General features: G+C 61.1%; 19 protein-coding genes. 7 read left to right on the forward strand and 12 right to left on the reverse strand.

Annotated elements, in window-relative coordinates:
- Positions 1 to 3: 3 nt before the first annotated feature.
- Genes aroE through ABIB80_RS32540 form a run of 5 tightly spaced genes read right to left on the reverse strand, consistent with a single transcriptional unit; the run spans position 4 to position 3,874 of the window.
- Positions 4 to 831: a shikimate dehydrogenase gene (aroE, locus tag ABIB80_RS32520; RefSeq protein WP_007601259.1), complete on the reverse strand. Its 828-nt coding sequence runs from the start codon at positions 829 to 831 to the stop codon at positions 4 to 6.
- A gap of 3 nt (positions 832 to 834) precedes the next feature.
- The gene (locus tag ABIB80_RS32525; protein ID WP_007601258.1) at positions 835 to 2,061 is read right to left on the reverse strand and encodes a CaiB/BaiF CoA transferase family protein; all 1,227 of its coding nucleotides are present in this window, start codon (positions 2,059 to 2,061) and stop codon (positions 835 to 837) included.
- The gene (locus ABIB80_RS32530; RefSeq protein ID WP_007601256.1) at positions 2,058 to 2,528 is read right to left on the reverse strand and encodes a MaoC family dehydratase; all 471 of its coding nucleotides are present in this window, start codon (positions 2,526 to 2,528) and stop codon (positions 2,058 to 2,060) included. The genes ABIB80_RS32525 and ABIB80_RS32530 overlap by 4 nt, the downstream gene beginning before the upstream one ends.
- Positions 2,529 to 2,541: 13 nt before the next feature.
- Positions 2,542 to 2,928: a VOC family protein gene (locus tag ABIB80_RS32535; RefSeq protein WP_007601253.1), complete on the reverse strand. Its 387-nt coding sequence runs from the start codon at positions 2,926 to 2,928 to the stop codon at positions 2,542 to 2,544.
- 1 nt (position 2,929) lies between these two features.
- Entirely contained in the window at positions 2,930 to 3,874 is a 945-nt protein-coding gene (locus ABIB80_RS32540; RefSeq protein ID WP_007601252.1) for a ketopantoate reductase family protein, read from the reverse strand.
- 102 nt (positions 3,875 to 3,976) lie between these two features.
- Here ABIB80_RS32540 and ABIB80_RS32545 point away from each other — a divergent pair, with 102 nt between their 5' ends.
- Positions 3,977 to 4,960: a LysR family transcriptional regulator gene (locus tag ABIB80_RS32545; RefSeq protein ID WP_007601251.1), complete on the forward strand. Its 984-nt coding sequence runs from the start codon at positions 3,977 to 3,979 to the stop codon at positions 4,958 to 4,960.
- 745 nt (positions 4,961 to 5,705) lie between these two features.
- On the opposite strand, the gene ABIB80_RS32550 is transcribed toward ABIB80_RS32545, so the two are convergent.
- Genes ABIB80_RS32550 through ABIB80_RS32560 form a run of 3 tightly spaced genes read right to left on the reverse strand, consistent with a single transcriptional unit; the run spans position 5,706 to position 9,454 of the window.
- Positions 5,706 to 6,056 carry a phasin family protein gene (locus ABIB80_RS32550; protein WP_354128981.1) on the reverse strand — a complete coding sequence of 117 codons (351 nt, stop codon included), beginning with the start codon at positions 6,054 to 6,056 and terminating at the stop codon, positions 5,706 to 5,708.
- A gap of 17 nt (positions 6,057 to 6,073) precedes the next feature.
- The gene (locus tag ABIB80_RS32555) at positions 6,074 to 6,937 is read right to left on the reverse strand and encodes an alpha/beta fold hydrolase (RefSeq protein WP_007601249.1); all 864 of its coding nucleotides are present in this window, start codon (positions 6,935 to 6,937) and stop codon (positions 6,074 to 6,076) included.
- Positions 6,938 to 6,946: 9 nt separating this feature from the next.
- A complete protein-coding gene (locus ABIB80_RS32560) occupies positions 6,947 to 9,454 on the reverse strand; it encodes an alpha/beta hydrolase (RefSeq protein WP_007601248.1) in 2,508 nt (835 codons plus the stop codon).
- A 133-nt stretch (positions 9,455 to 9,587) separates the two neighbouring features.
- Between ABIB80_RS32560 and ABIB80_RS32565 the strand changes: the two genes are divergently transcribed.
- From ABIB80_RS32565 to ABIB80_RS32585, 5 genes are all read left to right on the forward strand, one after another.
- On the forward strand, positions 9,588 to 10,514 hold the full coding sequence (locus ABIB80_RS32565) for an alpha/beta fold hydrolase (RefSeq protein WP_007601247.1): 927 nt from the start codon (positions 9,588 to 9,590) through the stop codon (positions 10,512 to 10,514).
- Entirely contained in the window at positions 10,511 to 11,104 is a 594-nt protein-coding gene (locus ABIB80_RS32570) for a hypothetical protein (protein ID WP_007601246.1), read from the forward strand. The genes ABIB80_RS32565 and ABIB80_RS32570 overlap by 4 nt, the downstream gene beginning before the upstream one ends.
- An 89-nt stretch (positions 11,105 to 11,193) precedes the next feature.
- Complete coding sequence (locus ABIB80_RS32575; protein WP_007601245.1) at positions 11,194 to 11,841, forward strand: CoA transferase subunit A; 648 nt, start codon at positions 11,194 to 11,196, stop codon at positions 11,839 to 11,841.
- Positions 11,842 to 11,845: 4 nt separating this feature from the next.
- On the forward strand, positions 11,846 to 12,496 hold the full coding sequence (locus ABIB80_RS32580) for a 3-oxoacid CoA-transferase subunit B (protein WP_007601244.1): 651 nt from the start codon (positions 11,846 to 11,848) through the stop codon (positions 12,494 to 12,496).
- Positions 12,497 to 12,507: 11 nt separating this feature from the next.
- Positions 12,508 to 12,966 (forward strand): MaoC family dehydratase, encoded by a 459-nt coding sequence (locus ABIB80_RS32585; protein WP_007601243.1) that lies wholly within the window; start codon positions 12,508 to 12,510, stop codon positions 12,964 to 12,966.
- 17 nt (positions 12,967 to 12,983) lie between these two features.
- On the opposite strand, the gene fabI is transcribed toward ABIB80_RS32585, so the two are convergent.
- From fabI to ABIB80_RS32605, 4 genes are read right to left on the reverse strand one after another with little or no spacing between them, the layout of a single operon-like run.
- Positions 12,984 to 13,772, reverse strand: coding sequence for an enoyl-ACP reductase FabI (gene fabI, locus ABIB80_RS32590; protein ID WP_007601242.1), 789 nt, complete (start codon positions 13,770 to 13,772; stop codon positions 12,984 to 12,986).
- Positions 13,769 to 14,983, reverse strand: coding sequence for an acetate/propionate family kinase (locus tag ABIB80_RS32595; RefSeq protein ID WP_007601241.1), 1,215 nt, complete (start codon positions 14,981 to 14,983; stop codon positions 13,769 to 13,771). Before ABIB80_RS32595 ends, fabI begins: the two co-directional genes overlap by 4 nt.
- Positions 14,984 to 14,988: 5 nt before the next feature.
- On the reverse strand, positions 14,989 to 15,951 hold the full coding sequence (locus ABIB80_RS32600; RefSeq protein ID WP_007601240.1) for a phosphate acetyltransferase: 963 nt from the start codon (positions 15,949 to 15,951) through the stop codon (positions 14,989 to 14,991).
- A 23-nt stretch (positions 15,952 to 15,974) separates the two neighbouring features.
- Positions 15,975 to 18,200: a DUF3141 domain-containing protein gene (locus tag ABIB80_RS32605; protein ID WP_007601239.1), complete on the reverse strand. Its 2,226-nt coding sequence runs from the start codon at positions 18,198 to 18,200 to the stop codon at positions 15,975 to 15,977.
- Between the two features lie 266 nt (positions 18,201 to 18,466).
- Between ABIB80_RS32605 and ABIB80_RS32610 the strand changes: the two genes are divergently transcribed.
- Entirely contained in the window at positions 18,467 to 19,000 is a 534-nt protein-coding gene (locus tag ABIB80_RS32610) for a GNAT family N-acetyltransferase (protein ID WP_007601238.1), read from the forward strand.
- The last annotated feature ends 26 nt before the right edge of the window (positions 19,001 to 19,026 follow it).

A 19,026-nucleotide genomic window follows, 5' to 3' on the forward strand; every position in this document is an offset into this window, starting at 1 on the left:
CCGTCAGCTCAATGGGACAGTCAATTCGGCGATGATCTGGGCCGTGCTCGGTCGGACGCCACGCCACCAGACAAAGGCTTCCGCCGCCTGCTCGACCAGCATGCCGACGCCGTCAGCCAACTTGGCCACGCCTTCAGTGCGGGCCGCTTGCAGAAAGGGAGTCAATCCTTTGCCATAGGCAAGTTCGTACGCCAGCTCCGCGCCCTGGAAGACATTGCTCGGAAGCGGCGGCATTTCACCTCGCAGGCTGGCAGAAGTCGCGTTGACCACGACGTCATAGCCCTCGGCAAGGTCGGCCAGTTCAGCGTAGCCGCTCACGATCAGGGGACCACAGCCGGCAAACTCTTCGGCCAATGCCACGGCTTTGGACAGCGTTCGATTGACGAGAACCAGCTCGGACGGTTGCTGGCGCAGAAACGGCAGTAACGCGCCACGTGCCGCTCCCCCAGCGCCGAGCATCAGGACGCGCCGGCCAACCATTTTGACGCCGAGATTGGCAGTGATGTCACGCGCCAGGCCGATTCCGTCGAAATTCTCGGCAATGATCCGATCGCCCTCGAACTTCAGGCAGTTTGCGGCACCTGCGCGTTGGGCGCTCTCTGAGAGCTCATTTGCATAAGCGAAGGCATCGAGCTTGAACGGGGCGGTGATGTTCAGCCCCTTGGCGCCCTCCGTCCGGAATTGATCAACCCGTGCGCTGAAGCCATCGATGGGCCCCTCGATCGCCTCATAGACGAGATCCTGTCCCATCATTTTGGCGAAAGTGCCATGGATGAAAGGTGACTTGCTGAAGCCGATCGGATTGCCAATCACCGCATAGCGATCGCTCATCGCTCACTCCTGCACTGCAGCTTCGTTGTAGAGCACGCCGTCGCGCACCATCGCGTCGACGGCTTCGGCCGACAGTCCCAGCGAGACAGCAATGCGACGATTGTCCTGTCCAAGCAGTGGCGCCGGAGTGCGCACCGTGGTGTCGCAATCGGAAAACCGGAACGGCAGGTTCGGCAGCGTTACCTTGCCGAGCACCGGATGCTCCTGCTCGACCAGCATGCCGCGCGCATGGATCTGCGGATCCCTCACGACCTCTTCGATGGTCTGCACGGGAGCGGACGGCACACCTGCTTCCTCGAGTGCCGCAAGACACGCATCTCGAGACGGCTGCGATAGCGTCCAATTGCGCACAATCTCCATGGCTTCAGCATAATGGGCGTTCCGCGCGGCGGGCTTGGCGAAACGCTCGTCCAATGCCAGCGTGTCTCCTCCAATCAGGCTCGCCAATCGTCGCCACGCATCATCGACTTGCGCAGCGATGACAAGATTGCCGTCCTTGGCCGGAAAGACGCCGTAAACTGTCGAATCCGGCTGTCCGCTGCCGGTTTGCTTCGGCAGGTCAGCGCCGCCCGAGAGGAAGTAACGCTGAACCGCATAGTCGTGCATCGAGACCATGCAATCGTACAGCGCCAGATCGATATGTTGGCCGCGCCCGGACGACGCACGGCCAACCAGCGCCGCATTGATAGCAGCGACGCCATGAATGCCAGTGTACATATCGGCCAGCGGCATCCGCAGCAGCGGCGGCGGTTCGCCGGGATTGCCCAGTTGCGCCAGCGCACCCGACATCGCCTCTGCGATCAGGCCGAAGCCCGGACGATCGGCATAGGGACCGGTATGGCCATAGGCGGAGACCGAGCAATAGATCAGCCTCGGATTCCGCGCTGATAGTGCTTTGTAACCGAGACCGAGACGTTCGAGTGCGCCGGGTCGGTAATTCTCGATGAAGACATCGGCCGTGTCGACCAGCTTCATCATCATGTCGAGACCACGCTCGTCGCGCAGGTCGATGCAAAGTCCCTGCTTCCCCATATTCTGCTGCAGGAAGTAGCCGGATTGTCCGTCCTTGAAATATCCATGGGCCCGGCCTGCGTCGCCCCCCTTTGGGCGCTCCACCTTGATGACCTCCGCGCCCATCGCGGCGAGGCAACGGCCCATGAACGGGCCGGCCAGGAAATGGCTGTAGTCGATGACGCGAATGCCTTTGAGCGGCAGATCTTGCGCGGTCATGCCTGCTCTCCTGCAGCGCTGGTCTTCGGGCGCATCGGGATCATCAGCCGATGCTCACCTAGCTGAACGACCTCGCCGCGCTGATTGATGAGTTCCGAAGGCAGCACAACGATGCCCCACCCATCCCTCTTTGTGCCGCGCATTGAACCAACGCGGAACTTCACATGCACGGTGTCCCCGAGCTTGATCGGCAGCTTGAAATCCCATGTCCAGCCCAGCGACATTCCCGGGAGGAACCGGTAGGCGGCACGCGTTTTCAATCCGTCAGCGAGCGACAGACCAAACAACCCATGCGCGACGCGGGTGCCGAACGGCGTTGTCTTCGCGTACTCCTCGTCGACATGGACCGGCGTGAAATCGCCCGTCAGTTCGGCATAGGCATTCACCATTGCTTCGGTGACCGTCACCGAGGGGGTTACGCATTCATCGCCGACCTTGGCATCGTCCCAGTAGCGCTCATCTGTCATGTCGCGTCTTCCTCTAGGCACGGGGATTGATCGCCAGGGCGGCTTCCACGGCGCCTGCGCTGGCTTGCAAGATTTCGACGTTGAGCCCGCCCGGCAGCTCGAGCCAGTTCGGCCCGGCGGGCAACGCTTTGGCGGCCCAGGCGGCGGCACGGGTGAGCACACCCTCGTAATCGTCGACCATGATGCCGAGATGGGCGAGACGCCCCTCTGGTCCGACGAAATTCGGATCTTCGATGAGTTGCACGCTTCCGAGCACCCAAACCTGACGCGGGCGCGTACCATCGGCGGGTTGCTCATCGCGAATGGCGAGACCAAGCACCTCACGAAAGAAGTCGACGTGACGATCAACGTCCGGCACGCGGATCGCGACGTGTTCGACATAAGCGCGGGGCAATGACATCTCAGGACTTTCCAGGATAGTCGCTGCGGGCGTATTCGATGCCCTTGACCAGCGCGACGAGGGTGGAATTGACGGGGGTCGGCACGCTGAGCTTGGCGCCCCAGCGCACGACGGAGCCGTGGATGTAGTCAACCTCGGTGAGATTGCCGGACTGCAAACTCTGCAACATCGACGTCTTGAACTCGGGCGGCAGTCCAGCGGACGCCATCGACCAGGCGCGTCGCGGATCGGTAATCGAGATCTTCACGCCAGCAGCTTGCGCGACCGAGATGCCCTCCGAGATTGCGGCCAGCGCGCAATCTTCCAGAACCGGCAGCGAATACAGGCCGCCATAAGTCAGCCCGGTCACGGCGGTAATTCCTCCTCCGGCGACGTTGATGAACAACTTGTCCCACATCGTGCCCAAGATGTTGTCGCTGAGCAGCGTGAGAATGCCGGCGCGATTAAAGGTCTCGGAGATTCGCTGCGCACGTTCTGTCAAGCGCCCATCAAGCTCGCCGATGATGGTCTCCTTGCCGATGACCCCGGAACGAACATGACCAGGGCCGAGCAGCACACCGCCGACGTAGGTCTTGCCCGCCACGACCCGGTCACGACCAACCTCCTCCGACAGGATGTCCTCGTGACCAAGACCGTTCTGAAGCGACATCACGACCGTCCGCGGCCCGATGATCGGCGCCGCGGCACGGATGGCATCCCGCGTGTGGTAGGATTTGACGAGGATAATGACGAGGTCCGCTTCTACGCCGACCTGAGCCGCGGAGGTGCAAGCAGTGACCTTCACGACGGTCTCGGCGCCATCTTCGAGTATTCGCAGGCCACCGGCATTGATTGCGCCGACATGAGCCTGGAACGGATCGATCAGCCAGACCTCGGCCCCGCCGCGCGCCAACGTACCGCCGATGGTCGAGCCCAAGGCTCCCGCTCCGATAAAGCAGATCCTCATCCGAACGCTTCTCCCGCGCCATTCTCGGCGTTGGAAGCATCGTAGCTGGCGGCTCGATATTTATATATGTTATGATTCTTATATCCGTTATTGTGAATTGCAATGAAGCACCAGGATCACACCGAGACCAACCTGCTGGACCCGCGCCTTCTCAGGCTCTTCGATGCATTGTTCACCACTGGCAGCGTCACCAGGGCAGCCGAAAAGCTCGGCCAAAGTCAGCCGACCATCTCGATCTGGCTGGCCCGCCTGCGTGCGGAACTGGACGATCCGCTCTTCATCCGGTCAGCGAAGGGCATGCTGCCGACGCCGCGCGCCGAGGCTCTCATCGGCACCGCGAGGCAGGCGCTGGAAATGCTGCGTCGCCTTGCCGAGCTTCGCACCGATTTCGATCCGACAACCGCAAAGCGCCGTTTTGCCATCTGCATGACGGACGGAAGCCACGTCACGCTGCTTCCGTCCATTCTCGCCCACGTCCGCCGCGTTGCCCCAGGCGTTCGTATCGAGGCGACACAGATTGGCGCCGACACTCCACGCATGCTGCAATCCGGTGAAGCCGACATGGCGCTCGGCTACATCTCGGATCTCGATGCTGGACACTTCCAACAGGCGCTGTTTCCGCAGGATTGGGTCTGCCTCGCGAACGCAAAACATGCTCGGATCCGCGACCGCATCACGGCAAAGGATTTCAGGCGTGAGGCTCACGTCCTCATTCGCTCCGGCACTGGACATCAGTTGCTCGCGGGCGCGCTGCAGGAGCAGAAGATAGTCCTCGACGTTGCACTGGAGTTGCCCGGCTTTTTGGGGCTACCCGCAATCGTCGGAACGACTGACCTGCTTGCTACCCTGCCAAGGCACATCGGCGAAACCCTGGCTCACTATTACGGACTGCGCGTGCTCAACTGCCCGCTGCCGATTGCCGGCTTCACGGTGAAGCAATATTGGCACGCCCGCTTCCATCACGACCCGGCAAGCCAATGGCTGCGTGGCCTCTGCGCGGAGCTTTTTCAACAGCAGGAAGTACGCGGTCTGCATCGTTCCGGTCGGCCGAAGAAACGAGTGCCTCGCGATTTGCAGTCGCAATGAGCTTGTTGAGATCGGCTTTCGGGTAACTTGCCCTACGACCGAAGCTTAACGCCCGGCTCTGCGCACCATGTCGAATGGGGTGAGATACAGGACAAAGGAAACTTCACCCGCAGCGATCTGCCCGTGCACCGTCCCGCCACGAAAGATATCGCGCGAGACCCGTTCTATTCTCGGCCACCATTTCGCGAAGGTATTGGGAAGCAAGAACTCTTATTTGGTGGACGCACCAGGGCTCGAACCTGGGACCCGCTGATTAAGAGTCAGCCACGGGTCAAATACAATCAATGACTTATGGATCGCACTGCTGCCCTTATCCGACCGCAAATGGGCATTCGTCGCACACCACATTCCACTCCCACCTACAGGATTGGAGCCGGTCGAGATCCCTTGACGAACCTAAGAGCTGATCCGGTTCGGCTGGAATCGCAATCGCGCCAGCGGATTTACCGCCGCGCCAGATCGGTGGCGTTGCGATGCGTCGGGGGTTCGAGTCAGGAGGCCGCTACCGCTTTTCCCCACATGACGCCAATCTGCGATATTTCCTCCGATCGTCCGCCTAAACGGTGGGTTAGATCAGGGTAGGTGCTCGCGCACGGGCAAGGCCTTCCGTCATGAGACGGCGGAACCTCGGAAAACCCCAAATGCAGAGCTGCCTGGTGGGGTTTCATCACGTCACTCATTGATCCTAGTTGCTCAATAAACGATTCCCAGCTTTGCAAGCGACAGCGTCCGCGACGAGCGTGGCTCAATTCTTTGGTGCAAACGCTTCGGTCGCCGCCTTCATGGCAGACTCGCTCATGCTTTTGCTTTGCTCGGTGAGCAATCGCATTTGCGCCTGGAAAAAATCAGATTGAATCTCGAGCGCGTCATGCATGTCCTTGGCCTGCATGAGTTTGTCGCCGAGGCCGAACGTCGCCGTGACGTTGCGTTGCATGTAGCCGCAGAACTCCTTGGCGTGGTTTGCTATCGGCAGCTTCGAGGCGTTCAGTCCCATTTCCAGCTGCTCGAAATACTCCGCGTTGGCCTTACGCAGGCGAAGAAGCGTCTCGGCGAGCATGGTGCGGATATCCGCTGCGGATGGATTGATATCGGCCATGGTGTCATTCCTCCTTGTTATGCCGCAAGTCCCCCGAACCACGCACCAAAATAGCCGGCGTAGAGCGCGGGCATTTCGAGATTCATCGAATGTCCGATACCGGGCACGACGACGAGGCGGCAGTCCGGCATTGCCGCGGCCATCGCATGAAGATCCGCGGGAGGGATCCAGCCGTCCCGTTCGCCCCACAATACCAGGTGCGAATGCCCGATCTCCGGCATGCGGCTCTCCAATTCCCGACTCTCCCGCTCGCGCGTGAGATTGACGGGCGTCCCGATCCAGATCCCTTCGGAGACGCCGAAGGTTTGTTCGATGATCCGGTCGAACAGCGCCTGGATGTCCGCGCCCCCTGGACGGAATTGCGGGACCTTATTCGGCGCCATGCTTTCCGGCACGAACAGCGATGAGGCCGCGGTCGCCATCACCGACCGGGTCACCTCCTTGCTCGCCATCATGGCGCGGAACAGCCCGATCTGGTCGGCATTAAAAGCCATGCCGAGCGGCGTGACCGGATCAAGCGCAAATACCCGCCCGAATCGCCGTGGCTGCATCAGGAGCATGCGGGCCGCGATGATGCCGCCGGTTGAATGCGTTGCAAGATGGCAGTAGTTGATGTCCAGGGTATCGAGCGCAGCCAGCATGTCCTTTGCGTGCTGCTGCATCGTGTAGTTGGTGTAGTCAACCGCAGGTTTCGGCCGGTCGCTGTCGCCGCAGCCGCGCCAGTCAATGCCGATGACGCGAAGACCAGAAGGAAACAGCGGCGCAGCGAGTTCGATCCAGTCCTTGCTGGCGAGATTGCCGTGGATGAAGACGACGGTAATGTCGCCTTTGCCCCACTCTCGCCAGCCCAGCTGGACTTCGCCCGCTTGCACCATCGGCATGGACCGGTCCTACTTGTTCAGGCCGGCGGTGGGCGCGGCGCCGGCCGGCGTCGGTGCCACCGGCAAAGCAGAAGCCACCGAGCCCTTGATCATACGATCGGTTCCAACCGGCGACGACGTGTCGACGCTTCCGCGCGTCACGAAATCCACTACATCTACCGGGTATTCAACCGGGTTGTCCGTGTGGATGAAGTGCCCGGTCTCCGGATAAATCTTGAGGATCGGCCGGTTGCCCGCATTGGTCATGCGTGTCATGAAGGGCGTGATGGCATCGCGTCCGAGATCCGTCAGTCCATTGAACGCCGGCGTCGGGATGAACGGCTCCTTGTCGCCGAAGACGAGAAAGATCGGAGCCTTGATCTGCGTGAGCCGCTCGTACAGGTTTTTCGGATCATCCTGCTGGAGCTCCGCTCCGATCGTGTAGACGTCGTAGATGAACACGTTGCACCACTGCTCGAGCTCCTTCGGATTGCCTTTAGTCAGCCCAACGCGCTGCTCGGTGTGGAAGCGGGCATATTCGCTGTCGCTGAAGAAATAGCCGCTCTTCGCCGCAGACACCGCGCCAGTCTCCGGATCGCGTTTCTTGAAATAGAAGAAGTCGCGGATGTTCTGCTCGTCACGCGCCTTCTCGGCGGCCAGAATGCCGGTCTGGTCCCAGGTCGCCCTCCACTTGTCGAAGTCATGATCGAAGGCCGGGTCGAACAGCGGCGCCTTTTTGCCCTTGGCGATGGTGATCTCGCGAGGATATTCCTCGAGACCTGATGGCGCCTCCAGCGCGAGACCCTGCACTGCATCCGGCCAGGTCAGGGCATAACCCATCACGAACTGACCGCCGAGCGAATGGCCGAGATAATACGCCTTCTTGACGCCGAGCTGGTTGACGACGAGATCGTAGATGACCTCGCGCATGTCCTGCATGGTGCGCGCCGGACTCTTGTCGAGATTGCCGGGTCCGGACATACCGTAATGCGGCAGGTCGGGCACGATCACGCGCAAGCCGCTACGCAGCGCATACTGCATGATGTTGCCGTAGTGCCCGCCGAACGCGCCTTTGCCATGGACGATCACAAGGATCTTCGGATCCTTCTCCGTGCCGGCGTATTCATCCATGTAGCCGATCTGCCAGGAATTTCCGCCCTTGTCTTTGGCATTGGCGTATTTGACCGGATAGGGATAGGTCACGAACTCTTTCCAGAACGACTTTTTGGGGTCGATGTTCTCGGCGACGCCGGGCACGCGATAATTCTTGTCAACGAATTTCTGCGCGCGGTCGAGGCTCGCCACATCATCCATGAAGGCAACGAACTTCGGGTCGTTCTTGCGCTGGTTGATGATCGGAAACACACCATAATGTGCGACCGGGCTTTCCTGAGCGATAAGGTCCGCACCGGGTACACGGTCGACAGCCTTCTGAGCCAACTTGAAGTTCAGCCACAGGTCGTTGGTAATGTGCATCACCAACGTGCGCGCCTGGATCCGGCCGAGATAAGCATTGATGTTGTGGGTCTCGCCGACACGGTTGCGCCAGACCAGGTCGACCGCATCGTAAAGCTTGGCACGGTTGACGACGTTCAAAGCCGCCTTTTCGTTCGGGGGGTCCCAATAAAAAATTTCGGGCTGGACGGCGCCCCAATTCTGGGTCGTACGGAACGCAAAGTCATAGCCGGTCATGCCGAGGATCGACCAGCCGAACGCCACGCCCGGCATCGGATGCTTCTCTTTGGGCAGCTTGTAATAATCACCATTCGTTTCCTGCCACACCGGATCGGATTCGATCGCCGCGGTCATCATCTGGAATGTCCAGTTGCCGACAGGATCTTCCCCATCCGACTGCGTGGTGCCACCGATCGGCATCATTGCGCCGATATATTCGGGATGCATCACGCCCCAGACATAGGTCTGCGTGCCGCCCATGGAAACGCCGGACACTAGGGCCACGCGCGCGACCTTCAGCCCGTCGCGCAGCATGCGATAATTGGCCTGGACCATGTCATAGTAGCTGTACTGCGGAAACTTTACGCCGAGACCGTCCGAAGGTTTGCTGGCGCCCCAGGTTCCGAGCGGATCGACCATGATGACATAATAACGATCCGTATCGATGGGACGGCCGGGACCAATAATTGGCACGGTGCCTGACAAGGCTGCTCCTTTGACCCACTGCTCGTACATGTCGGTGGCATCGCCGGAATAATATGAGTTGATGACGACGGCATTGGTGATCTCACCGGCGGCGTTGCGCCGCGGCGTACCGACCGCGATATAGGCGGTGTGCAATTTCCCGACGCCCAAAGATTCGAGCGTGACGCCGCCCTCGCCGCCATTCTCCCACTTCGAGGGATCGGCCAGATCGTACTTGCCCCCAAGTCGAAAATTCGCGATCTCGTAGGTCTTCTTCAGCCCGTCATGCTGCATCTGCGACGAGCGGCGCGTGAAGGGCTGCGCAACCGCGAGCGATGTCCCGATCAACAGCAACAGCAGGCTGATGAGATATCGCCGCATGACATGTCTCCCGACCATGGCGAATTCCTCCGGCAGGCTTTGATTTTGCCAAACGCTAGGAGAGGACGCGGCGCGACCCTTGATCTAGCGCAAGGGAATTCGCACTGCCCGCGCGAGTGTCTTGGCACCGAATTACATGCCGGACGCCGCAATGCCTTTCCTCACGCACGGCTCCTACCGGATCCGGTATGAGCTCGACGGTCCTGTGACGGCGCCGGCCTACGTGCTGGTCAATGGACTGACTCAATACTCCGAACTGTGGACCGCTTACCGAGACGCGCTCATCGCACGGGGATTTCGCGTTGCGACATTCGATCTGCTCGGCCAGGGCGCCTCCGACAAGCCGACGCTCTTCATCAATCAGGACGACCATGTCCTTGCGCTGCATCGCCTGATCGAAATGCTCGGTGAAGGTCCGGTCTTCCTCAGTGGAATCAGCTTCGGTGGCCTGATCGCGCTGCGCTACGCGATCGAGCATTGGAGGCGCCTCTCGGGTCTGGTGCCAATGAGTTGCTTTGCCGAGCTTTCGCCTCAACTTCTCCTGATCGGCAACGCACTACGCACCGGCCTAATTCTGGGTGGAACCGGCTATCTCCAGGATCTGCTGCTGCCGATGAATCTGTCCGATGAATGGTTGAAGCCGCTGTTGGATAAGCTCGACGGTGTCAAGCGGCAGGGCTGGCTGGTCAATGACCTCTACGCGCTGCAGAACCTGATGGAGTCGTTCCTCGACTTCCAGCCGCTGACGCCGCAACTCGCCTCGATCGCCGTCCCAACCATGATCCTGAACGGAGAGTTCGACTTCCTGACGCCGCGTGCCCTCCACGAGACGCTGCGAGTCGGAATCCCCAACAGCGCGCTCGTGATCATCCCGGGCGCCTATCACGCTTTCACGTTGGAAAAGGGTGCGCTCACAGCCGACCTGCTCGCGCGCTTCGCCGATGACGTGCTGGCCGGACGCTGGCAAGGTAACAAAGCGGTCTGGATTGCGCCCGAAGACCCTGGTGGTGAGCTCACTCCATTTCCCGCCAGCTACGACCATCTGCGTGCCATCCCCGTCCAGAGGACCCGGGCATGAGCGGACTTCTCGGACCACTCGACTCCGAAGGCCGAGTGCCGCACAGCCAGCAGACTCGCGTCGCCGCTTTCCTGATCTCGGCCCATGGCGCTCTCGCAAGGCAATTCGCCCTCGCCCTGCCGGCGAAGTTCGAGGCCGGCTGGCAGACAGAATTGAACGCTCAGTTCTACCGAGAGAGCGAGATCGTGTCGCTTCTGATGCGCGCAACCACATGGGTGCCGGACCTCGCCCTTGGCTATATGGCCATATCCTGGGAGGCCGCCTGGCTTCCGACGCCGAACGAAGGCATTGCCGATCGCATTCTTTGGCAAGCAGTCCACCTCGCCACGCTCGCGCATGCCGTCCACGCCGGGATCCGGCCAGCGGCGTTACTACCGCTTGAGGCAAACCCGAATGACCCCTTCGTGATGGCGCTACGCCGCATCGAGTTCGAGAGCGGACGTCTGTTGCAGGCGCAAATCCTGTTCCTGAAAGGTCCCGACCTGTTACCCTTCCGTGGCACCGTCAGCACAGTCCTGGAAAGCCGACACACCGAACTGCGCAAGCTCTGGCACGACGCGCTCGCGAGCGTGGGAATCGTCCGCGAATGATGCGGAGCCTTGACGCAGATCAAAGCAGCGCGATTTCCGCCCTCCAGCATTCATCGACGCCCTGCACGCGCCGACCGGAGTTCTCCCTCATGAAGGCCATCTCCCTCGAAGAAGCCGTCGCAATGATCCCGGTCGGCGCGAGTGTCATGGTCGGCGGATTCATGGGTGTCGGAACACCGGAGCGCCTGCTCGACGAGGTGGTGCGGCAGAAGAAGGGCGGTCTGTCGCTGATCTGCAATGATGCGGCGATCCCCGGCAAGGGCGTCGGCAAGCTGTTCGATGCTGCGCTGGTCGCGCGATTGACCGCAACGCATATCGGTCTCAATGCGAAGGCACAGCAGCAGATGCTGGCAAACCAGATCACCGTCGATCTGGTACCCCAGGGAACCTTCGTCGAGCGCATTCGTGCGGGTGGATGCGGGCTAGGTGGAGTTCTGACGCCAACCGGCGTCGGCACGCTGGTTGCGCAGGGCAAGCGCGAGATCGAAGTCGACGGAAAGCCTTTTCTGCTGGAGACAGCCTTGCGTGCACAGTTTGCGCTAGTGCACGCCTTCCTTGCCGACTACCTCGGCAACTTGGCGTACGCACTGACCTCGCGCAACTTCAATCCAGTCATGGCGATGGCCGCCGACACCGTGATCGTCACCGCGGAGAACATTGTGCCAATCGGCGTGATCGCGCCCGACCACGTCGTGACCCCGGCGCCGCTCGTCGACTACCTCATTACAAACGGGTGACGACATGGATCCGCAGATCATCATCGCCCGGCGCGTCGCCAAGGAGCTTCGGAGCGGCGACCTCGTCAATCTCGGCATCGGTATCCCGACGCTCGTCGCGAACTACGTTCCAACGGACCTGAAGGTATTCTTCCAGTCGGAAAACGGCCTGATCGGAACGGGGCCTATCCCCGAGCAAGGCCTGGCGCATCCGACGCTAACGGACGCAGGGGGGCGCCCGATTAGCGCGCTGCCCGGGGCCTCGACCTTCGACAGCGCGATGTCGTTCGGACTGATCCGCGGCGGCCATGTCGACGTCACGGTGCTTGGCGGCCTTCAAGTCGATGCCCATGGCCATCTCGCCAACTGGATGATCCCGGGCAAGATGGTTCCCGGCATGGGCGGCGCCATGGATCTCGTGAGCGGCGCGAAGCGGGTCATCGTCGCCATGCAGCACGCAGCAAAGGGCAAGTCGAAGATTGTTGCGAAATGCAGCTTGCCGCTCACCTCGGCGCGGCCAGTGAATCTAGTCGTCACCGACATGGCTGTGATCGGCTTTGCCGATGGCACGGCGACGCTTCTTGAGACCGCGCCGGGCGTCACGATCGGCGAAGTGATGGCTGCGACTGAAGCCGACCTTCTCGTCGGCGACCATGTCCCGGAGATGATGATCTGAAGGTGAAGGACATGCGGATATTCGGCAATTTTGATGAGATAAGATCTGCGGTCGGTACCGAAATCGGCGCTAGCGACTGGATCGAGGTAACGCAGGACCGGATCAACAAGTTTGCGGAAGCGACCTGCGATGAACAGTGGATCCATGTCGACCAGGAGCGCGCGAGGAAAGAAATGCCCGGCGGCACCACCATCGCCCATGGCATGCTGTCCCTGGCGCTGGCACCGATGTTCATCCGCTCGGTGATGGGGTTAAAAGGCCTCCGAAACACCCTGAACTACGGCGCCGACAGGATCAGGTACCTTTCGCCGGTCCCGGCGGGCTCAAAGCTGCGTGGCCGCGTCAGCGTTGCTGAGACGGAGGATGTCCCTCCCGACGGGCTGCGCGTGAACTATCATCTGGTCATCGAGATCGAAGGCGGCAATCGACCGGCCTGCGTGGCCGAGCTAATCGCCCTGCACTATCGCTGAGTCGCATCCCGTCCCCTTCAGTCGATGATGTGATAACCACCATCAATATAAAGAACGCTTCCTGTAATGAGCTTGGCGCCGTCGAGCGCGAGAAATGCCGTGGCGTTGCCGACGTCTTCAATGCTGACCAGGCTGCGCGACGGGGCCTTGGATTGCGCCTTGTCCATCAGTTCGTCGAACTCTGGAATGCCTGATGCCGCTCGCGTAGCCAGCGGCCCGGGCGAAATCGCGTGCACGCGGATGCCCTTCGGCCCAAGCTCGGCGGCGATGTAGCGGACGGAGGCTTCGAGCGCCGCCTTGGCCACACCCATCACATTGTAGTTTTCGACCACCATCTGGCTGCCGTAATAGGTCATCGTGAACATGGTGCCGCCGTTCTTCATCAGCGGCTCGGCCAAATGCGCCATGCGCATGAAGGACCAGCAGGAGACCTCCATCGTCTTCAGGAAGCCGTCGCGACCGACGTCCACCACACGTCCGTGCAAGGCTTCCTTCGGTGAGAATGCGATCGAGTGCAGCAGGAAATCGAGCTGGCCCCAGTCCCTCTCGACCCGGGCAAATACTTCTTCGGTCTGCCCCTCCGTCATTACATCGAGTGGCATGAAAATAGACGCCTCAAGTGCCTGGGCAAGAGGCTCGACGTGCTTCTTCGCGCGGTCGTTCAGGTAAGTGACGGCTAGATCGGCACCAAGCGCACGAAAGGCCTTGGCGCATCCCCATGCGATCGACTGGTCGTTGGCGATGCCCACGACGAGGCCTTTTTTCCCCTTCAGGGCAATCTTGGTATCCGGAAATACGGGAATCATGATGCCCTCTCCTGTCTTTGATTGGTCGATGTTCTGTTCATCAGCACTGAGAGAGTGTGCTGCGCGATCATCAGCTCCTCGTCGGTCGGCACCACATAGACTGGAATGCGACTGTCGGGACCCGAGATCAGCTGTGAGTGGCGCGTATTCTCGGCTTGATTGAGGGTGACGCCCAGCCACGCAAGCTGGCCAGCGACATGCGCGCGAATTGTTGCGGAGTTTTCGCCGATACCAGCCGTAAACACAAAGGCGTCCAGCCCCTGCAGCGCTGCGGCAAGCATGCCGGCACTGAGGCCTATGCGATAGCAGAAATATTCGACGGCCAGTCTGGCTCTCGGATCGTCACTGCTCTCCAGCACGCGCATATCGTTGCTGACGCCGGATAACCCCTTCAAGCCGCAATCGCGGTAAAGGAAGTTCTGGATGTTGGAGGCAGACATCCCCTTCTCGGAAATGAGATAGAGCACCACCCCAGGGTCGATCTGACCAGGGCGGGTTCCCATCGGAAGCCCGTCGAGAGCGGTGAAGCCCATAGTGCTTTCGACGCTTCGTCCCACGCTGAGAGCGCACATCGAGGCGCCGCTTCCGAGGTGAGCGACGATAATCCGCCCATTCGCAACTTTCGGCGCGACCTTTGGCAAGGTCTTCGCAATGTACTCGTAAGAGAGACCGTGAAAGCCGTAGCGGCGCACGCCCTCGGCATAAAGATGATGTGGAATCGCATAATGATCGGCCACCGCGCTATGTGTGCGATGAAATGCGGTATCGAAACAGGCGACCTGCGGAAGCTCCGGGAAATTGCCGAGAATCGAGCGGATCGGCGCCAGATTATGGGGTTGATGCAGCGGCGCGAGCGCGATGTACCGCTCCAGCCGGGTCACGACACCATGATCGAGCTGGATCGGCCGATCGTAGTCCGGGCCACCGTGAACGACGCGATGACCGACCGCGATCGGGTGAATGCGTTGCTCGTCCCGCAACCAGGCGCCGGCAATGTCCATCGCGGCCGGAACATCCGGCACCGCCTCGATCGGATAGGCGCGATCCGCAACCGGATCGCCGGTGGAGCCACTCGCGCGCAAACGCGGGCGGCTGCCGATCCCATCCATCTGCCCTTTCAGCTGTCGCCGCAATATTCCGTCCCCCTCGATCGAGTAGACCTGGAACTTGACGCTGGAGGAGCCGGCATTGACCACAAGGATGGTGTCCATGGCGTTCACGCGGCAATCGTTGGAGCACGCCGGCGCCGGGCATGGGCATACAGCGCTGCGACCGCGCACGAGGCCATCCGCGCACGCGCCGAATCCGCGCGTGAGGTCAGGACGACCGGGACCCGGGCTCCGAGCACGATGCCCGCGCCGTCCGCCTTGGCGAAATAGGCGAGGTTCTTTGCCAGCATGTTGCCGGCCTCCAGGTCGGGAACGACGAGGATCTGCGCGCGACCGGCGACCTCGGACTTGATCCCCTTGATGCGCGCCGCCTCCAGGTCGATGGCGTTGTCGAAAGCCAGCGGTCCGTCGAGGATCCCTCCGGTGATCTGCCCGCGATCCGCCATCTTGCAGAGTGCTGCCGCCTCGATCGTAGACGGAATTTTCGAGGTCACGGTTTCAACCGCTGACAGGATTGCCACGCGCGGTGACTTGCCGAATCCAGCTTCCACGTAAAGATCGATCGCGTTCTGGATGATGTCGCGTTTGGCGTCCAGATCAGGGAAGATGTTGATGGCCGCGTCCGTCACGAAGATGGTCTCGGCATAGGCCGGCACGTCCATCACGAAGACGTGGCTGATACGGCGGTCGGTGCGCAGGCCTCCGGCCTTCGCGGTGACCGCGCGCATCAATTCGTCGGTGTGCAAGCTGCCTTTCATCAACAGCTCACCTCGGCCGGCGTGGATCAGCTCTACCGCCTTTGCAGCGGCTTCATCGCTATGCGCTGCGTCAACGAGCTCGAAGGCCGCGATGTCGAGACCATGCCTGGCGGCCGTATCCCGGATCTTCCTTTCAGGTCCGACCAGGAGCGGCCGGATGATGCCGGCCTGTGCACTATCGACAGCGCCGCGCAATGAGCTTTCATCGCAGGGATGCACGACGATGGTTGGGGCCGGCGGCACGGCCTGCGCGGCCGCTATCAGACGGTCGTACTTGCTCGGGGACTGTGCCTGCGATGTGTCGGCTGACATGAGCCGGTTCCTTCCAGACAGCGTTACGATGCCTTCGCCTTGGGGTCGAAAGGGGCAACGTTCGACGCCCTCCCCGACGTTTCGGCGTCGAGACCGAACAGCTGCGCGACACGCTGCAGGCGGCTGGCGCGCTCGCCTGTGATGTCCTCGCTGGCCGACAGCACCTCGCTCATCGTCGTGAAAGCCGCGCGGCGCTGATTGACATCGTCGGGAAGCAACTTCGGGATAACGGCCAGCGCCGCCTCGCGATCGAGCAGCAGCATGAAGAACTGCTCGCGAACCAGCATCTTAAATTCGGCAAGCGCTAATCGCGCTCCGCTGTTGTCGTGACGAGCCTGACGCAACGCCTCGATGCTGCGTTCATCCACCATTCCTCTCGCCGAGCCGATATAAAGCAGGGCACGGATGGCCGCCTCGCGAAGCCCGCCTTCGCCAATCCTGGATCGGAGCTCGGCGATCCGTTTGTCGAGCATGGCACGGTGTTCGGCCGGCATCTCGCGCCCGCGCGACGGTTCAGCTTTCGGATCTATGCCGACCGCCGCCTGTAGCGCCGGGGAGCCGTAGACGTTGAGGAAGATCGCCTCGCTCATCGCTTCCTGCGAATCGCGCCAGCTGTCCAGCGCATGAACGATCTGCTTAGAGACCTGCTCCTGAAATGCCAGGAACGGATTGTCGTTCGAAACCGGCTTGCGGTTCTCTTCTAGCCCTTCCGCTGCCGATTTCACCGCCGTCATCCATGGATTCTGACTGCTGAAGGCCTCATACTGCGTCCGCAGCGGGTGCAGGTTACGCATCAAATCTGCCGTCTGCGGCGCCACCATGCCCTTGATCCAGGGCTGCACGAACTTGCGATAGGCGGCAAGATTAAGCTCCGAGACGCGTTTGGCCGCGGCAAAGCGCCGCTCGTCCTCAGGCGAATTGCCGCCCATGGCACGAATATCCTCGAGCGTTCGGGCCTCGCAGCGCATCACCCATTGGCCAACAACGAGATCGGAACTGGTGGTTTCCTCGTCCTTGGCTTCGAACGTCGCTTCGTAAAGGCCGGGCGGTAGTACATCGATCAGATCGATGTTGCTGGAAAATTCAGCGTGCTCCTTCTTGGCGACGCCGCCCGAGACGAAGATGCCGAGATGGCCGACGCTCTCGTGAACGGTATAGACGATCGTTTGCCCATAGGCCCTGATGTCATCCACGTCGGCGTAGCATTCGAGGATCCAACCCAGCGCCTGCTGCGGCGGAGTGATGTTGTCGCCCTTGGAGCAGAACACCACGATCGGCGAACTGATGTTGCGCAGGTCTACCTTCTGCCCGTCGGATAGGGTGATATTGCCAGCGGCCAAGTTGTTGCCAACGAAGAGTTCGTCGACAATGAACTGAATCTCCTCGGCGTTGAGATTGACGTGCCCACCCCACCAGCGCTCGAACTCGAGGTAGCGATCGGCTTCGGTATCCACCTTCGAATAGACATTGTACTGCTTGGTCCAGAGCGTGTTCGACGGATTTTGGCCTTCGAAGTTCTGGACCAGCCAGGCACCATCGAACTTCCCACCGCCGAGATCGCTAACAAGCGCAGTTAGCCAGCTTCCGCCCAGCAGGCCGCCCGAATATCGCATCGGATTTTTACCATGCACGCCGGCCCAGTACGCGAGCGGGGCTCCGGCGATGATCAGTGGACCGAACAGATCCGGCCGAACCGAAGCCAGGATCATGACCGCCCATCCGGCTTGGCAATTGCCTATGACGCAGGGTTTCCCGTCAGCGTCCGGATGGAGACTGATCACCTTTTCGATGAACAGTGCCTCGGCACGCGCGATACGCTCGATCGTCTGGCCCGGCACCGGCTCCGGCAGGAAGCCGATGAAGTAGCAGGGATGTCCCGCCTTCATCGCGACGCCGATCTCGCTGTCGGCCTTGAACCCGCCGATCCCTGGACCGTGCCCGGCGCGTGGATCAATCACGATGAACGGCCGCCGTGTGGAATCGATCTCGACGCCGGCTGGCGGGATAATGCGGACAAGCGCGTAATTGACGGGTTCGTCCAACTTGCGGCCATCAATGATCAGTTCGGCCGCATATTGCAGAACGTGTGGCGCGGTTTGGGCGACGTGCTCCCGATATTGGTCGCCGCGCCGGCGCATCACATCGAGAAAGAGTATGCTCCGTTGCCCCGCATCGACCATGTATTCAACGGCCGAGGCGACGAGACCGGACATCGAACCGCCGGGCGTTCCAGGCACTTCCATCTGCATGCTCCGACCTCAATGTCGTATGAATGCATCCAAAGCCCGCCGCAACTGCAGGCCTTTGATATAGGTCAATGCTGGACGGCGAGTACGCCGACCCAGTCGTGTCACGTCGGTCCTCCCGCCGGAATGTGTCGAGCTGACTGCCGAGATTCAGGCCGCCCGCTTTTTTGCGAGGTCCCTTGATACAAATCAAACGGGCAGCCGACCGCCCCATTCATAGACGAGCCTCAGGCCGACGTGTTTTCCGGCCGCCTGAGCCGAGACCTCGCATGCCGGACATCGCTAAATACAGCGCGACGGAACCCTTGCGGGACGGCAGCATGTCCGAAATCCGAGCGCTGCGGCCGGCCGACGAGACGGCCGTCCTCGACGCGCTGGATCAGACCAGCAAGCAGTCGTTGCAGCGCCGTTTTTTTGGGATCAAGCGTCATTTCTCGGACAAGGAGCGCGCGTTCTTCATGGATGTCGACTTCATGAATCACGTCGCGCTGGTGTGCGAGGTCGGGCAATCCGAGCGTACAATGATTGTCGGAGGCGCTCGATATGTCGTGTTTGAGCCCGGACGAGCCGAGTTGGCGTTCGTCGTCATCGACGCTTGGCAGGGCCGAGGCATCGGCTCCATCTTGATGCGCCACCTTGGCGAGATCGCCTCCAATAACGGATTGCGTGAGCTGACTGCGGAGGTCCTGCCCGAAAACAAGTCAATGCTGGCGGTGCTCGGCAAGTTTGGCTTCAGGCGGGACGGGAACCGCGACCCCCACACGATGCATTTGGCGCTACGCCTGGACAATGAGGGGCGGTGATCAATGAGCGGTAAATGGTTCGGGCC

The organism is Bradyrhizobium sp. i1.15.2 (assembly GCF_040548425.1).
Taxonomy (GTDB): domain Bacteria; phylum Pseudomonadota; class Alphaproteobacteria; order Rhizobiales; family Xanthobacteraceae; genus Bradyrhizobium; species Bradyrhizobium canariense.

Bases quoted from the DNA above. Each gene is read 5' to 3' on its own strand.
- ABIB80_RS32550 (WP_354128981.1), bottom strand. From the start codon at position 6,056: ATGGCCGATATCAATCCATCCGCAGCGGATATCCGCACCATGCTCGCC.
- ABIB80_RS32565 (WP_007601247.1), top strand. From the start codon at position 9,588: ATGCCTTTCCTCACGCACGGCTCCTACCGGATCCGGTATGAGCTCGAC.
- ABIB80_RS32555 (WP_007601249.1), bottom strand. From the start codon at position 6,937: ATGCCGATGGTGCAAGCGGGCGAAGTCCAGCTGGGCTGGCGAGAGTGG.
- ABIB80_RS32605 (WP_007601239.1), bottom strand. From the start codon at position 18,200: ATGCAGATGGAAGTGCCTGGAACGCCCGGCGGTTCGATGTCCGGTCTC.
- ABIB80_RS32595 (WP_007601241.1), bottom strand. From the start codon at position 14,983: ATGGACACCATCCTTGTGGTCAATGCCGGCTCCTCCAGCGTCAAGTTC.
- ABIB80_RS32600 (WP_007601240.1), bottom strand. From the start codon at position 15,951: ATGTCAGCCGACACATCGCAGGCACAGTCCCCGAGCAAGTACGACCGT.
- ABIB80_RS32525 (WP_007601258.1), bottom strand. From the start codon at position 2,061: ATGACCGCGCAAGATCTGCCGCTCAAAGGCATTCGCGTCATCGACTAC.
- ABIB80_RS32540 (WP_007601252.1), bottom strand. From the start codon at position 3,874: ATGAGGATCTGCTTTATCGGAGCGGGAGCCTTGGGCTCGACCATCGGC.
- ABIB80_RS32560 (WP_007601248.1), bottom strand. From the start codon at position 9,454: ATGGTCGGGAGACATGTCATGCGGCGATATCTCATCAGCCTGCTGTTG.
- ABIB80_RS32570 (WP_007601246.1), top strand. From the start codon at position 10,511: ATGAGCGGACTTCTCGGACCACTCGACTCCGAAGGCCGAGTGCCGCAC.
- aroE (WP_007601259.1), bottom strand. From the start codon at position 831: ATGAGCGATCGCTATGCGGTGATTGGCAATCCGATCGGCTTCAGCAAG.
- ABIB80_RS32545 (WP_007601251.1), top strand. From the start codon at position 3,977: ATGAAGCACCAGGATCACACCGAGACCAACCTGCTGGACCCGCGCCTT.
- ABIB80_RS32535 (WP_007601253.1), bottom strand. From the start codon at position 2,928: ATGTCATTGCCCCGCGCTTATGTCGAACACGTCGCGATCCGCGTGCCG.
- ABIB80_RS32580 (WP_007601244.1), top strand. From the start codon at position 11,846: ATGGATCCGCAGATCATCATCGCCCGGCGCGTCGCCAAGGAGCTTCGG.
- ABIB80_RS32530 (WP_007601256.1), bottom strand. From the start codon at position 2,528: ATGACAGATGAGCGCTACTGGGACGATGCCAAGGTCGGCGATGAATGC.
- fabI (WP_007601242.1), bottom strand. From the start codon at position 13,772: ATGATTCCCGTATTTCCGGATACCAAGATTGCCCTGAAGGGGAAAAAA.
- ABIB80_RS32610 (WP_007601238.1), top strand. From the start codon at position 18,467: ATGCCGGACATCGCTAAATACAGCGCGACGGAACCCTTGCGGGACGGC.
- ABIB80_RS32585 (WP_007601243.1), top strand. From the start codon at position 12,508: ATGCGGATATTCGGCAATTTTGATGAGATAAGATCTGCGGTCGGTACC.
- ABIB80_RS32575 (WP_007601245.1), top strand. From the start codon at position 11,194: ATGAAGGCCATCTCCCTCGAAGAAGCCGTCGCAATGATCCCGGTCGGC.